Here is a 14221-nt window from a genome sequence, read left to right as displayed (position 1 = left end):
CGTTCTCTGCGCTCGACCGTTCTCAGAGCGCGACCGTTCTCAGAGCGCGAAGCAGGGGTCGAAGGAGGTGGTCGCGGTCGGCGGCGTGAGGCCCCGGCGGGCACGCCACTGGCGGTGCTGCTCGGACTCCGCGACGGCCTGGCCCAGGAGTTCGGCCTGGCGGGTGCCCGAGAGACCGGTGGGCGGCGTCGCCTGGTAGCCGCCGTAGTGGGCCACCGGGCTCCAGGCAGGGCTGACCGGCGGAAGTTCCTCGTCGAGTCCCTCGTACTCGGCCACGGCGTGCACGATGCGGCCGCCGACGACGGTCAGCAGGGACTCGATGTGCACGATGTCCGGCTCGGGCACGGTGAAGTAGTCCTCGGACAGCAGCGCCAGGTCGCCCAGGAACCCCGGGCGCAGCACGCCCTTGACGTCCTGCTCGCCGGTCAGCGAGGCGCCCGCCTCGGTGAACATGGCCAGGGCGGTGCGCCGGTCGACGCGGTTGTGCGGCGGGCGCAGCACGAGGTCGCCGACGCTGCGTCCGGTGACCAGCCAGTGCAGGGCGAGCCACGGGTTGTAGGAGGAGACCCGGGTGGCGTCGGTGCCGGCGCCGACGGTCAGACCGCGCTCCAGCATGGCGCCGATCGGCGGGGCGTCCGCCGCGATGCCCGGCCCGTAGCGGCGCAGGAACGCCTCACCCTGGAACGACAGCCGGTTCTGCACGGACAGCGCGCCGCCGAGCGCGGTGATGCGGTCGAGGCTGTCCGCCGAGACGGTCTCCGCGTGGTCGAACAACCAGCGGTTGCCCGCCGGGAAGAGCCCTTCGGCGGCCAGTTTCTCGAACACGGCGAGATCGCGGCGGATCGTCTCGTCGTAGGTGGCGTGCAGCCGGAAACCCCAGCCGTTCTCCATGAGGAGGCGTACGGCCTTCTCGAATTGTTCCTCGTATCCGGAGGCGAGCGCGGGACGGGGCTGCGCGAAATTCTCGAAATCGGCGGCGGCCCAGGTGAGATTCTCGCCCGCGCCGTTGAGGCGCAGCCATGCGTCGCCGTCCTCGGGCCTGACGGTCTCGACCCAACGGGTGAGATCGTCGATCTCCTGGCCCGCGGTCTGCGGGAACAGGTGATAGGCGATGCGTACGGAGAGCTGGCCGGCTTCGGCGAGTTCCACGACGGTGCTGTAGTTGTCGGGGAAATTCTGGAATCCGCCGGCGGCGTCGATGGCGGAGGTGAGCCCGAATCGGTTCAGCTCGCGCAGGAAATGCCGGGTGGAGGTCTTCCTGTCCTCTCCTTCGAGCACCGGCGCCTTGGCCAGGGTCGCATAGAGGATCAGCGCGCTGGGGGCGGCGAGGAGCATGCCGGTCGGCTCGCCGTCCCGGCCCCGGACGATCTGCCCGCCCCTGGGGTCCGGGGTGTCCCGGGTGAAGCCGGCCGCCTTGAGCGCCGCGCGGTTGAGGACCGCGGCCTGGTACAGGTGCAGGACGAAGACCGGGGTGTCCGGCGCCGCCGCGTTCAGCTCGGCGACGGTCGGCAGCCGGCGTTCGGCGAACTGCTCGGCCGACCAGCCGCCGACCACCCGTACCCACTGGCCCTTCGGGGTGCGGGCGGCCTGCTCGCGCAGCATCGCCAGGCCCTGCCGGAGCGTGGGCACGCCGTCCCAGCGCAGCTCCAGTACGTAGTTGAGGCCGCCCCGGATGACGTGCAGGTGCGCGTCGTTGAGCCCGGGGATCATCCGGCGGCCGAGGCCGTCGACCACGGTCGTGCCCGGACCGACCTGTGGGGCCACGTCGTTGTCGTCGCCGACGACCGTGATGACTCCGTCCTTGATGGCGAGCGCCTCGGCCTGCGGCCTGGACGGATCGCCCGTATGTATCTTCGCGTTGCGGACGATCAGGTCCGCCGCGTCGTCGGTGGCCCGGGGCATGAGTCCCCCGGCCGGCATCGTCGACACCTTTCGACACCCTCCTGCGGGATGAACAACGTCGATTGCGTTCGGCTGTCAGCAGCGCGGCGGAGAAGAAAAGGGCGGCACGCCCTCGGCTCGCACTGGCACGCCCTCGGCTCGCACCGGCTCGCACGGGAATCACCTGGATCGACCCGAGGCGCGGCTCGTGACGTGAACGAGTGGCGTGAATTCCGCGGGAATTCACGCTTCTTTCTCCCGGCGGCCACCGGTTTCCCGGAGGAACAGGCGGCCCGCGACTGCACCACCACGTTATGCGGGTCCAGGTCGCCCGAGTTTCCCCGCAGCGCACTGCGCCGATACCGAGAGCGCACCGGCCGGGCGCAGTGCGCTGTCAGGGCATACGCGGTGCACTGCTGGGCAATTCACCGCGTTCCGGCGCCTTTAGCTTTGCGGCATCCCTCCGAGCCGTTGTCGTTTCCGGCCGGAGGTCGTCGCGCCGGACGGACCGGTGTGCGCCGATTTTCTGAGGAGCTTTCATGTCGGATGCTGTGGAGCCGGTCGTGCCGGTGCTCGAACCTGCGGCGGCCGCGTTCGCGGAGGCCACGTCCCGTCCCCCGTTCCTGTTCGACCTGGCGCCGGAGGAGGGGCGCAAGGCGGTCGACGAGGTGCAGTCCGGTCCGGTGGAGCTGCCGGAGGTGGACGAGGAGTGGGTCACGGTCTCCGGTGGTCCGACGGGAAGCGTGCGGGCGCGGATCGTGCGGCCCGCGGGCCTCGCGGGGCCGCTGCCGGTCATCCTCTACATCCACGGGGCGGGCTGGGTGTTCGGCAACGCGCACACCCATGACCGACTGGTCCGCGAGCTCTCGGTGGGCGTCGGCGCGGCCGTCGTGTTCCCCGAGTACGACCTCTCGCCGGAGGCCCGCTACCCGGTGGCCATCGAGCAGAACTACGCGGTGGCGCGCTGGATCGTCGACCAGGGCGCCACGTTCGGCCTGGACGCCGCGCGCCTCGCGGTGGCGGGCGACTCGGTGGGCGGCAACATGAGTGCCGCGCTGACGCTGATGGCGAAGGAGCGCGGTGACGTCCCGCTGCTGGGCCAGGTGCTGTTCTACCCGGTCACCGACGCGCACTTCGACACCGGCTCGTACCGCCAGTTCGCCGAGGGCTACTTCCTGCGCCGCGACGGCATGCAGTGGTTCTGGGACCAGTACACGATCGACGAGGCCGAGCGGGCGCAGATCACCGCGTCCCCGCTGCGTGCCACCACCGAGCAGCTGACCGGTCTGCCGCCCGCGCTGGTCATCACCGGTGAGGCCGACGTCCTGCGCGACGAGGGCGAGGCGTACGCCAACAAGCTGCGCCAGGCCGGCGTCGCGGTCACCGCGGTCCGCTTCCAGGGCGTCATCCACGACTTCGTGATGCTCAACGCCCTGCGCGAGACGCACGCCGCCGAGGCCGCCATCGCGCTGGCGGTCTCGACTCTGCGTACGACCCTCGCCGCGCGCTGACGCGCCACCACCCGTACGCCACCACCCCACACAGCCACCGGTCGCGCGGTCGCCCCCGCGCGGCCGGTCCCTCACGCCTCGCACAGCCGGACCGCGGCGGTCTCCGGGCCGCCGCGGCCCTCGCGAGAGCACCCCTCGACCGAACCGCCCCTCAAGGGAGTTGCCCATGTCCACCACCGAGAAGCCGACCGTCGTCCTGGTCCACGGCGCCTTCGCCGACGCCTCCAGCTACGCCCGCGTCATCCCCGAGCTGATCGCCCGCGGACTCGACGTCGTCGCGCCCGCCGTCCCCAACCGCAGCCTGATCGGGGACGCCGCGTACGTCGCCTCGATCGTCCGTCAGATCCCCGGCCCCGTCGTCCTGGTGGGGCACTCGTACGGCGGCGCCGTGATCACCGTCGCCGGCGTGGAGGACAACGTACGGGCGCTCGTCTACCTGGCCGGTTACGCGCTGGAGAAGGGCGAGAGCCTCGGCGAGCTCCAGGGCCGCTTCCCGGACTCGGACCTCGCCTCCGCGCTCGTCCAGACGCCCTTCCCGGTCGAGGGTTCGACGACTCCCGGCACCGACGTGTCCGTGCGCGCCGACAGGTTCCCGGCCATCTTCGCCGCCGACGTCGACCCGAAGCTGGCCGCGGTGCTCGCCGTGTCCCAACGCCCCCTGGCCGCGCAGGCGTTCACCGAGGCGGCCCCGGCAGCCGCGTGGAAGACGAAGCCGTCGTGGGGTCTGGTCTCCTCGTCCGACCACACCATCAACCCCGATGTGGAGCGCTTCGGCTACGAGCGGGCCGGCATGACCACCGTCGAGGTCGACTCCTCGCACCTGGTGATGCTCGCCCACCCCGAGGCGGTCGTCGACCTCATCGAGGACGCCGTCCGGGCCACCACCGCCTGACCCCACCGACGCTCACCATGCCCCTGACCACCACCCCACCGACCACCACGCCCGTCACCGCCCGCCCTGTCGAGGAACTGAACTCATGAACCCACCGATCCCCCGTCGTACCGTGACCGCGTCGCTCCTGGCCGGGGCCGCAGCCCTCGGGACCGCGGGCGTCACGACCGCCGCCCCGGCGTCGGCGGCCGAACCGTCGGACCGGGGGCACCGGCCGTCGCCGCGCCCCACCGTCGTCCTCGTCCACGGCGCCTTCGCCGACGCCTCCAGCTGGAGCGGCGTCATCGAGCGCCTGCAACGCGACGGGCACCCCGTTCTCGCGCCCGCCCTGCCGCTGCGCGGGCTCGCCAGCGACGCGGCCTACATCCGCAGCGTCCTGGACAGCGTCACCGGCCCTGTCGTCCTCGTCGGGCACTCCTACGGCGGGTCGGTCATCAGCACCGCCGCCGACGGTGCCGAGGGCGTGGAGGCGCTGGTCTACATCGCCGCGTTCGTGCCGGACGTCGGCGAGAGCGCGCTCGGCCTCACCGACAAGTACCCCGGGAGCACCCTGGGCCCGACGACCGACAGTCAGACGTACCCGCTGCCCGGCGGTGGCCAGGGCGAGGAACTCGTCATCAAGAAGGAGCTGTTCCGCGAACAGTTCGCGGCCGGTGTCCCCGTCACGACCGCTCAGGTGATGGCGGCGGGCCAGCGCCCGATCGCGCTGGCCGCGCTCCAGGAGGAGGCCACCGTCGCCGCCTGGAAGAAGATTCCCAGCTGGTACCTGGTGGCCGGCGAGGACCGCAACATCCCGCCCGCCGCCGAGCGGTGGATGGCCCACCGCGCGGGCGCCCGCACGGTCGAGGTCCAGGCGCCGCACGCGGTCTCCGTGAGCGACCCCGCGCCCGTCACCGAGCTGATCCTGCGCGCCGTCCGGTCCGTACACACGGGTCACTGAGCACGAGGTCGGGACCGGTCCTGGACCGGTCCCGACCCGCGCTGCCGATGACACGGCCCGGCTCCAGGCACGGGGCGTCCGGCGGTCGATCGTTCCGCGACCGACCCGACGCCCCCGCCGCCGGGCACTCACGCGCCGGTCATCCGGCGACGTCGACCCGGCGTGCGGCCGCGCCGTCCGCACGGGGAGGCAACGGGCGCTCGGGGACGACGAAGGGGGCGCTCCCCTCACCGTTCCACGCGGTCCGCACGCTGCGCCATTCGCGGGGCGAGATCCCGTAGGCGCCGCGGAACACCCGGCTGAAGTGGGCGGGGTTGACGAATCCCCAGCGCTGCGCGACGGACGCCACGGTCGGGGCGACCCGCGCGCCCCGGCCCAACTCACGGGCGCACTCCTCCAGTCGGCGCCGCTGGACGAGGCGCCCGACCGTGATCCCCTCGTCCTCGAACAGCCGGTGCAGGTAGCGCACGGAGATGTGGTGCGCCTTCGCGATCCCCTCCGGCGCCAGGGAGGGATCTCCCAGATGACGGTCGATGTGGTCGCGGATACGCGCCACCAGGTGACCGCGCGAACTCTCCTCCTCGGTGTCCGTGGCCCGCGCCGTCTCGGCCACCATCGTGACGAACAGGTCGATGACACTGGCGGCCAGCCTGCCCGCGGCCGACGGCGAGTACGAGTCCGCGGAGTCGACCAGCGTCGTCAGGAAGGGCATCAGGACCGCGGCACACCCCTGCCCGGCACCGATCGCGGTGCCGGTGACACCCCGCAGTTCCGCGTCGGACAGGCCGAGGGCACGGCGCGGCATGTGCACGATCCGCACGGAGAACGGCTCCGGGTGGTCAAGGAAGTACGGGTGCGCGGTGTCGTACACGAAGAGGTCGCCCGGACCCGCGTCCACCCGGCGGCCGCCCTGGGAGATGGTCGTCCGGCCCGAGACCTGCACGCCGATCCCCACGAACTGCTCGGCCGACCGCGCGATGTGCGACGCCGTCCGTCCGGCTCGGTAGGCGTCCGCCTCCACCGAGGCCACCCGGAGGTACCCCACCCGTGCGGTGGTGATCCGGCCGGCGAACGGCCCCTCGTCCCTCGACGTGACGGCCATGGGGACCCGTGTCCCGGCCAGCACCTCGCTCCAGTAGGCCAGTTGTTCGTTCTCGGGAACCGCGGCAGTGGTCGCCATCGGGCTCATCCGGTTCTCCTCTCCCTCCACGCACCGTGGCGGAGACCTCGGATCCGAGCGCACATGAATCCGGGCGAGCGCCGCTGCCGCGAAGGGCGACGGCCGGTACCTGGTCCTGCGCGGATGTCCGGACGACGACGTCGGCGCCCGGTTTCTCCGCCATGTCCAGACAATCAGTCGGTTACACCGACCTCCAGGCAGAAAGCAGGCAGAAACTCCTGCCGGTGCGGATGCCTGACGCGTACGTCCCCGTCGTACGCCCCTGTCGCGGCCGGCGCTGTGCGCTGTGCGCTGTGCGCTGTGCGCTGAGAGAACGGAACCAGTGCACGCAGAGAACGGATCTCCCCGCCGTCCCGCCATAACCTTGCGTTCGGATCAGAGGCGAGCGACACGATCGCGGGCGTCGGTGAGGACGCGTGGGTCGGCGCCGGGACCCATGGCGGCGGTGCGCCGGAACACCTCGTGCGCCTCGGCCGTTCGTCCGGCGTCGAGCAGCACGGTGCCCAGGGTGTAGAGGCGGCGGCTCTCCATCGCCGTATTGCCGTTCTCGTTGTAGAGGTCCACGGCGATCCGCAGGTGCGCGACCGCCTCGTCCCACCGTTCGAGCTGCGCGTACGTCACGCCGATGTTCGAGTGCAGTTCGAGCCGGGTGATGACGGCGACATGCGGTTCGACGCGCTCACCGGCGTCCTTCAGGAAAGCATCGACCTCCTGGAAGGCGGTGAGGGCCTCTTCGCTCCTGCCCTGTTCCACGAGCGCCAGGGCCTGGCCCTGCTTCGCCTGGAGGCTGCCGTGCAGGTCCCCCGCGACTTCGAAGAGTTCCGCTGCCTTACGGACGTCGTCGAGACCGGCCCTCTGATCGCCTGCCTTGCGCCGGCCCCAGGCCCGGTAGTTGTGGGCCCAGGCCTGCTGCGCCGCGTCGCCCGCCCGCCGGGCCGCGGCGAGGGCCTCGGTGGCACGGTCGACGCCGTCGCGCGGACGCCCTTCGCACACGATCTGCGCCCAGGCGTGGTAGTTGGTCTGGGTCGCTTCCAGCAGCGGATCGTCCAGCGCCCGCGCGGCCCGCGCCGCGGTGGCGAAGACCTCGGGCCAGTACCCCCAGAAGATCCACTGGTCGGAGAACCAGTGCAGCGCCTCGGCCACCTCCACGACCGTGGCGTGCTCACCCGCCGCCGCGGCCGCGCGGTAGGCGGCCAGCCAGTTGGCGCTCTCGGCCTTCAGCCACAGCAGCGCCTTGTCCGAGGAGGACAGGTCCACGGTCCCGCGCCAGGTGGCCGGCGGGGCGCCGTGGCCCGGCTCGAACCAGCGGCCTGCGACCACCGCGGTCTCCAGCAGCCAGCGGTGCAGATCCGTGCGCGTCCGATGGATGGCGTCCGCGCTCTCCTCGGCCTCCAGCCGGTTGCGGGCGAACAGGCACAGCAGGTCGTGCAGCCGGTAGCGGTCCCGGTCGGTACCGAGCAGTCCGGCCTCCACCAGTTCCTCGAGCGTGTCCTCGGCGTCGAACAGGTGCTGTCCGGTCAGCTGCGCCGCCGGAGGAGCGCCGGCGTCCGGCCCCGGGACGAGGGACAGGCGGCGGAAGAGGCGGGCGGCCGTCGGGGTGAGCTGCCGGTACGACAGGTCGAACGCGGCGGAGACCCGTATGTCTCCGGCGGCCAGCGCGTCCAGGCGCCGCTCGTCGAGCGCGAGGCGGTCGGCGAGGCGCCGTAGCGACCAACCGGTGCGGGTCGCGAGCCAGTTGCCCGCCACCCGTAGCGCCAGCGGCAGATGTCCGCAGCGCCGGGCGACCTCGGCGAGGGCGGCCGGATCGGCCTCCGCCCGCTCCGGCCCGACGAGCGTGGTCAGGAAGGTGCCGGCCTCGTCAGGACTCAGCTCGCCCAGTGGGATGCGGTGCACGCTCTCCAGGCCCGTGAGCATGCGGCGGCTCGTCACCACGACCATCCCCGCCCCGGCGCCCGGCAGCAGCGGACGCACCTGCGCCTCGTCGCGGGCGTTGTCGAGGACCAGCAGGACCCGCCGATCGGCCAGCAGACGCCGGTACAGCCCGGCGTGGCCCTGCGGTCCGGCCTTCGCGAGCTCCCGGTCGGCGACCTGGAGCGCCTTGAGCACACCGACCATCAACTCGGCGGGGCCCGGCGGGACATCGTCCATGCCGCGCAGGTCGAGGACCAGCTGCCCGTCCGGGAACCGGTCGGCGAGTTCCCTGGCCGCGTGGAGCACGAGCGTCGTCTTGCCGGTGCCCGGTGGCCCGGACACGGCGACCGCCACCGGCTGGGAACGCCCGCTCCCCGGACCGCTGGTCACCTCGGTCAGACTCCGGGAAGCAGCCCGCTCGGCCAGCTTGGTGAGCCGGGCGAGCTCCTGCTCACGCCCGACGAAGTCGTCCGTGCCCCGGGGAAAGGTCCGAACCCCCACAGGGCTGTAGCCCGCGCTGCGCCCGCTCCGGGCGACCTCCAGAAGCCGCTCCCGGTCCGCGTCCCTCAGCCCGAGACCGTCGGCGAGCGCGGCCACGGTCCGTCGCTGCGGCGCGGCACGCCGCCCGCGCTCCAGGTCCCCGATGCCCCGCACGCTCACGCCCGACGCCTCCGCCAGGCCCTCCATGGTCAACGACGCGGCCAGCCGCAATTCCCGCAGCACGGCCCCGAACGACACCTGTTCAGCGCCCACCCAGCCCCCGTCCTCACACCGTGCGCCCACCCGAACCCGTGAGCTTGATCATTCAAATTCTACGAGACGTCCGTGACCGCTTTGTCGCCCCGCGGTGAACGGACGGATCACACTCCGGCGAACCCGGTCCGACCCACGCGCGCCCCGGCGGCCCGGTGGCGCGATTGTTCCCGGATCGGTGATTTCCCGCGTGCACGACCCTCGCGATATCCATGCTGATGCGAGCCTCGACCTTGGACCTGAACCACACCCCAAGAGGGGCAACTACCCATAGCTGTAACAGAGTTGATGTTCCCTCAGGCAAGGACGCCGCTATCCATGATCAGTAGAACCGTTGTGGCCGTCGCCGCGCTGACAGCGCTGGCGGGCCTGTGTGTCGCCTTGACCGCGCTCGGGCAGACGACCGCCGCCGTCATCGCCGTGGTCTCCTCCGTCGGCCTGTGCGTGCAGCAGATCCTGTCGGTCTGCGGCCCCGGCTGTCCTCGGCCCACGTCCACGCAGACCGAGCACGAGCGGTGACCCCTCCACCGGCGTCGACATCCGGAGGCGGCAGACCCGGGCGACGGCTCGGACCGATCGCCCCGTCGGCCGGGCCCACCCACCGTGCCTGGTTGCAGCAGGTGCGCGACGCCTTCGAGGCCAGCGGCAAAACCCTGCTCGACCTGGAGCGCGACACCAACTGGTCACGCTCCAAGATCAGCGAGCTGCTGCGGGCGGCGGGCAGGTACCCCCGCTGGGAGCCCATACATACCCTGCTCAGCGCGCTGGGCTGGCCGAACAGCGCCATCCTGAACCTGCGCAACCTGTGGATCCGGGCCGCCCAGGAAGCCCGCAAGCGTCCCGGCTGGATCAGCGGCTGCGTCCAGGCGGGAGTCGACGGGAGCCCGCCGCCGGTGGATTTCAGCGCGTTCCGGGCACGCCGGGAGGGCCATTTCCATGCCTACGCCGCAACGTTCCTGCGCCGCCCGGCCCAGGCCCGTCGCGCGGTCGAGGACGACTTCAACCTGCTCCGCATCGTCTGGGACGACGCCCTGGCCAGCGCCAACGCCTCGCACTTCGCCTGGCAGATGCTGCGGGACACCGTCCTGGAACGTGCCCCGCGACGCGACGGCCACCCGGCCCTGGACGAGACCGCCTACGCGAGCCAGGCCCTGCGCCGGCAGAGCACCCACACCGACCGCGTGCGCCAGTTGCGGGAGACACTGCGCCTGTACGACGGCATCCGCCGGCTTCCCCCCAAGCAGCTCGACGTCATGGTCCTCCAGTTCATCCTCGGCCTCCCCGAGGAGACCGTGCAGGACCTGATGGGGCTGTCCCTGCCGGACGTCCGCTCCTGCGTGATGCACGCCCGCCGCACCCTCGCCGACCGCTTCCCCAGCCCCACCTTCGAGGAAGGACCCTGTGATGACCTCACCGATTGACGAGGTCCTCTCGCGCGCACGCCTGCGCGACGACGACTTCGCCTACCACTACCTTCCGTCCGCCCTGCCGGACACGGACGAACCACCGGCCCCGGTACCGCTGCGGACCGGCTCGTCGGAAGGAGACCTGGAGCGCCGAGCGCGTCGCGCCAACGCGGTGGGCGCCCGCCGCGATCTGACCACCCTGTGCCACACGGCCATCATCCTGGCCGGCGCGGATCACCTCACCGAGTTCCTCGACGACACGCTGCTCCCCGAACCCGAGAGCGCCCGCACCCTGGGCTGCTACCTCCACCTCGGGAACGCCCACGACGGCGCGCGCTTCTGGTGGCAGTTCGCCGCCGGAGCCGGCGACCACGCCGCGGCCTTCTGCCTCTACCTCCACCATCTGTCCCTGGAGGAGGTGGACCCGGCCGCCTGGTGGCAGGCGCAGACCGTCCCGAACTCCAGCCCGCCTCCGCACGATCCCCAGCTCGAGTTCGACACCGCGCACCTCCCCACCACCCTGCGCGTCCTGCGCCAGCTGAAGCTCCAGCGGTCGCTGCGCACCCCTCCCCCGCCGCCGCTCCGGCAGAACACCATCGACTACATCACCCGGGCCGTGTCCTTCGTCGACGACGACCTCGAACTCCCCCTGCCCGACGACACGTTCACCGCGCACATCCGCGCCCTCAACCTCCACGACCCCGCGCACGCGTGGCCGGATCCGGAACCCGCCGCCACCGCCAGACCACGCCTTCCGCGACGGCGCCCCGGCGCGTCAGCCCTCGCACTCCGCACAGCGGCCCGCCGCGCCACCCCACCGCCGCTCCAGGACACCTCGACCCCCCACGGACCGGCCCGGGAACACCCCCATCCGGGCGCCGACCTGCTCCACGCGTGCCGCTGAGCCCCTGCGCAAGGCCATCCTCTCGATACGAGGAGATGGCCTGCGACCTGATACGACAAGCCGACATCTCTGTCGGGACGACAGGATGTGAATCTTGTGCGGCGCCCTGTCCCCGGCATGCTCGCCTGACGCCACCTCCGCGAGGAGCGCGCCACGGCACCCGGCAGCGTCTGCCGCGTATCGATCACGCCTCAACAGCACACCGCGACACCTCGGCATCCGCCGCCGCGACCACCTCGGAGGCATCCACCGCGACTACCACCGCTCAACAGCCCGACCTGCACGGACGGGATTTTCGGCACGCACACCGCCGCCCGAACGGCCAGGACACGGACCGCGACGGCGCTGCGCACCGGGTAGTCAGCTCTGCCGCAAGCGCACGGGCAGGCTGAGCAGTCCCCTGTGGCGGGGATTCGGCTGCCAGCGAGCCTCGTGCTCCTCGTGCAGGCGGAGCCCGGGGAAGCGTTCCACGATCCGGGTGAGCGCGATCTCCGCCTGGAGGCGGGCCAGCGGGGCGCCGAGGCAGTGGTGGATGCCGTGGCCGAACGCGAGGTGCCTCGAGTCGGCGCGCCGGATGTCGAACCGATCCGGGTCGGGGAACACCGCAGGGTCACGGTCCGCTCCCAGCAGCGAGATCTGCACGAACTCACCCTCCTGGACCGTCACTTCACCGATCCTGACGGGTTCGGTGGCGTACCGGAGCGATGCGAGTCCGGACGGCGACTCGTAGCGCAGCACCTCTTCGACCGTGCCCCGTGCCAACGACGGGTCGGCGCGCAGTGCGGCGAGTTCGGCGGGGTGGATAAGGAGGGAGTGGAGGGCGTTGGCGATCAGGTTGACGGTCGTCTGGTGACCGGCGATCACGAGCAGGAACGCCATCGAGGTGATCTCGTCCTCGGTCAGTCGGTCGTCCTCCTGGGCGGTGAGCAGCTCCGACAACAGGCCGTCGTCGGGCTGTTCGCGTTTGAGGGCGATGAGTGCGCGGAGGTAGGCGTGCATGCTCTCGGCGGTGACGACGGAGACCTCGCCGTCGCCCGGCCCGCCGTCGAAGGTGTTGCCCCGTACGCGCAGTTTCTCGTGGTCCGCGTCCGAGGCCCCGAAGAGGTCGAAGACGACCGCGACCGGCAGTGGCAGCGCGAACTCGGAGATCAGCTCCGCCTCGGCCGCTCCGTCGAGGGCGTCGAGGAGCCCGTCGACATGCCGCTCGATCGAGGGGCGCAGGGCCGCGGTGCGGCGCACGGTGAACACCTGCTGGACGAGCCTCCGCAGCCGGGTGTGGTCGGGCGGATCCGCGTTGAGCATGTGCGTGAACAGGCCGCCGCCCGGCCCATGGTCGAGACCGATGTGCTGCCCCAACCGCTGCACCGCCTGGTTCTTCGACAGCCGGGGGTCGGCGAGCAGCGCCTTCGCCTCGGCATACCCGGTCACCACCCAGCCTTCGACCGGCGCCCGGCCCGGGTAGCGGATGTGACGGATCCCGCCGTCCTCACGCACCTCGCGGTAGAGGTCGTGCACCCGGTCCTGCCAGCCCTCGCCGAGGACGACGCCGCGGCTAGCCGACATGGCGTATCCGGTTCCGGTGCCCGACGTGGACGGTCCGCACCCCGAGGAGCCCGACGAGCGGCACCTCGGCGGTCCGCTGCCCGGGAGCCACGACGAGGCCGTCCCGCCGGACGCGGTCCAGCAGCAGCTCCGCCAGCGGCAGCACCATGTGGCGTCCCCAGCAGCGCTCGCTGACGTGCCCGAACGGCATGTATCCGGGCGTGCTGTCCGGGTCGAGGGCGTCCCATCGCTCGGGGCGGAACTCGTCCGGGGCGTCCCACAGGGTGGGGTCGCGGTGGGTGAGCAGCGGCAGCATGAGGATGTCGTCGCCGGGCCCGATCCGGGGATCGATCGCGGGGTATTCGGGACTGCGGTTGCGCAGCAGGTTCCAGGACGGGGGCAGCAGTCGCATCGCCTCGTACAGGATGTTCCGGTTCGAGGTCTCCGCGTCGAAGGGCGAGCCGAGCCAGAGGGCGTTGGCGACGAGGGTGGAGACGGTGAAGCAGACGGGGGCCGCCGCGCGCCGGTACATGCCCATCGCGTAGCGGCGGTCGTGGTAGCCGCTCGCCTCGGCGAACAGGTTGGCGATGTGCGTCAGATGCGGGCCGGGCTCGGGCCGGAACGGCAGGGCGGCGCCCGCGACGATCGTCGACCACGTCAGCCGGGGGTCGATCTCCAACTTGCGGGACATCAGGATGCGCAGTCGGTACGGATCGTCGCGCAGGACGAGGTCGCGCAGGAAGAGGTGCCCGGTGAGGGGCCACGGCCCCGACAGATCCGCACCCTCCATCCCCGCCGGCAACGGCCGCTCCAGCGCCTCGCGCACGTCCTTGCCGATGGTCCGGATCACGGACGACGCCTCGGACTTGGCGATGGACCGCCCGTGCAGCGGTTTGAACGTCGGCCGCTCGGTCTCGGTGGCTTTCCGGGCAGAGAGAATACGGTCGGAGAGTTCCGCGCCCGCGATGCCTATCGTGTCCGGTTCCAGTCGGACGAGGTCCTTGCCGAGATGGTCGTCGATGAGCGCCTGAAGTCGCGGGGCGAATACGGTCGCGCGTCGGGCACGGGAAAGCGATGGGGAAACGACGGACACAGGTGATCTCCGGAGAAAAGAAGAGGGCCCGAACTCGGCGGGGCCAGTTGGCTATTCGGCTCGGCCGGGTTCGGGCCCGGTGCTGGATCTACTGGTTTAGTACCAGAAATACCAGGCGCTCTTCTTGAGACTCGGCTCGCTCTTCTTGACGGACCGCAGAGCGGTGAGGAACTTCGACATGGATATGCCCCCTCCTTTATTTTCGGGT

General features: G+C 71.7%; 11 protein-coding genes. 6 read left to right on the top strand and 5 right to left on the bottom strand.

Going from position 1 to position 14221, the window contains the following annotated elements; all coding sequences use genetic code 11:
• Positions 1-39: 39 nt before the first annotated feature.
• Entirely contained in the window at positions 40-1920 is a 1881-nt protein-coding gene (locus tag V2W30_RS34700; RefSeq protein ID WP_338702556.1) for an amidohydrolase, read from the bottom strand.
• Between the two features lie 500 nt (positions 1921-2420).
• Between V2W30_RS34700 and V2W30_RS34695 the strand changes: the two genes are divergently transcribed.
• The 3 genes from V2W30_RS34695 to V2W30_RS34685 all read left to right on the top strand — a co-directional run bounded on the left by V2W30_RS34695 (position 2421) and on the right by V2W30_RS34685 (position 5224).
• Positions 2421-3392 carry an alpha/beta hydrolase gene (locus V2W30_RS34695; RefSeq protein ID WP_338702555.1) on the top strand — a complete coding sequence of 324 codons (972 nt, stop codon included), beginning with the start codon at positions 2421-2423 and terminating at the stop codon, positions 3390-3392.
• A gap of 166 nt (positions 3393-3558) precedes the next feature.
• Entirely contained in the window at positions 3559-4284 is a 726-nt protein-coding gene (locus V2W30_RS34690; RefSeq protein WP_338702554.1) for an alpha/beta fold hydrolase, read from the top strand.
• A gap of 85 nt (positions 4285-4369) precedes the next feature.
• Positions 4370-5224: an alpha/beta hydrolase gene (locus V2W30_RS34685; RefSeq protein ID WP_338702553.1), complete on the top strand. Its 855-nt coding sequence runs from the start codon at positions 4370-4372 to the stop codon at positions 5222-5224.
• A 139-nt stretch (positions 5225-5363) separates the two neighbouring features.
• Here V2W30_RS34685 and V2W30_RS34680 read toward each other — a convergent pair whose 3' ends face one another.
• Both V2W30_RS34680 and V2W30_RS34675 read right to left on the bottom strand, forming a co-directional pair.
• Positions 5364-6413, bottom strand: a complete 1050-nt coding sequence (locus V2W30_RS34680) for a helix-turn-helix domain-containing protein (RefSeq protein ID WP_338702552.1) — start codon at positions 6411-6413, stop codon at positions 5364-5366.
• 366 nt (positions 6414-6779) lie between these two features.
• On the bottom strand, positions 6780-9068 hold the full coding sequence (locus tag V2W30_RS34675; protein WP_338702551.1) for an ATP-binding protein: 2289 nt from the start codon (positions 9066-9068) through the stop codon (positions 6780-6782).
• Between the two features lie 318 nt (positions 9069-9386).
• Here V2W30_RS34675 and V2W30_RS34670 point away from each other — a divergent pair, with 318 nt between their 5' ends.
• The 3 genes from V2W30_RS34670 (at position 9387) to V2W30_RS34660 (ending at position 11378) form a co-directional block, all read left to right on the top strand.
• Positions 9387-9587 carry a hypothetical protein gene (locus V2W30_RS34670; RefSeq protein ID WP_338702550.1) on the top strand — a complete coding sequence of 67 codons (201 nt, stop codon included), beginning with the start codon at positions 9387-9389 and terminating at the stop codon, positions 9585-9587.
• A gap of 101 nt (positions 9588-9688) precedes the next feature.
• Complete coding sequence (locus tag V2W30_RS34665; RefSeq protein ID WP_338703875.1) at positions 9689-10489, top strand: sigma-70 family RNA polymerase sigma factor; 801 nt, start codon at positions 9689-9691, stop codon at positions 10487-10489.
• A complete protein-coding gene (locus V2W30_RS34660; protein ID WP_338702549.1) occupies positions 10473-11378 on the top strand; it encodes a hypothetical protein in 906 nt (301 codons plus the stop codon). The genes V2W30_RS34665 and V2W30_RS34660 overlap by 17 nt, the downstream gene beginning before the upstream one ends.
• A gap of 360 nt (positions 11379-11738) precedes the next feature.
• Here V2W30_RS34660 and V2W30_RS34655 read toward each other — a convergent pair whose 3' ends face one another.
• Both V2W30_RS34655 and V2W30_RS34650 read right to left on the bottom strand, forming a co-directional pair.
• Complete coding sequence (locus V2W30_RS34655; RefSeq protein ID WP_338702548.1) at positions 11739-12941, bottom strand: cytochrome P450; 1203 nt, start codon at positions 12939-12941, stop codon at positions 11739-11741.
• Positions 12931-14013 carry a cytochrome P450 gene (locus tag V2W30_RS34650; RefSeq protein WP_338702547.1) on the bottom strand — a complete coding sequence of 361 codons (1083 nt, stop codon included), beginning with the start codon at positions 14011-14013 and terminating at the stop codon, positions 12931-12933. Before V2W30_RS34650 ends, V2W30_RS34655 begins: the two co-directional genes overlap by 11 nt.
• Between the last annotated feature and the right edge of the window lie 208 nt (positions 14014-14221).

It is taken from the genome of Streptomyces sp. Q6 (assembly GCF_036967205.1).
GTDB classification, from domain to species: Bacteria; Actinomycetota; Actinomycetes; order Streptomycetales; family Streptomycetaceae; genus Streptomyces; species Streptomyces citrinus.
Note: the sequence above shows the minus strand (reverse complement) of the source record. Positions and strands in the feature narration are given on the sequence as shown.

Coding starts and splice junctions, on each gene's coding strand:
- V2W30_RS34700 (WP_338702556.1), bottom strand. CDS start 1,920: ATGCCGGCCGGGGGACTCATGCCCCGGGCCACCGACGACGCGGCGGAC.
- V2W30_RS34695 (WP_338702555.1), top strand. CDS start 2,421: ATGTCGGATGCTGTGGAGCCGGTCGTGCCGGTGCTCGAACCTGCGGCG.
- V2W30_RS34690 (WP_338702554.1), top strand. CDS start 3,559: ATGTCCACCACCGAGAAGCCGACCGTCGTCCTGGTCCACGGCGCCTTC.
- V2W30_RS34685 (WP_338702553.1), top strand. CDS start 4,370: ATGAACCCACCGATCCCCCGTCGTACCGTGACCGCGTCGCTCCTGGCC.
- V2W30_RS34680 (WP_338702552.1), bottom strand. CDS start 6,413: ATGAGCCCGATGGCGACCACTGCCGCGGTTCCCGAGAACGAACAACTG.
- V2W30_RS34670 (WP_338702550.1), top strand. CDS start 9,387: ATGATCAGTAGAACCGTTGTGGCCGTCGCCGCGCTGACAGCGCTGGCG.
- V2W30_RS34660 (WP_338702549.1), top strand. CDS start 10,473: ATGACCTCACCGATTGACGAGGTCCTCTCGCGCGCACGCCTGCGCGAC.
- V2W30_RS34655 (WP_338702548.1), bottom strand. CDS start 12,941: ATGTCGGCTAGCCGCGGCGTCGTCCTCGGCGAGGGCTGGCAGGACCGG.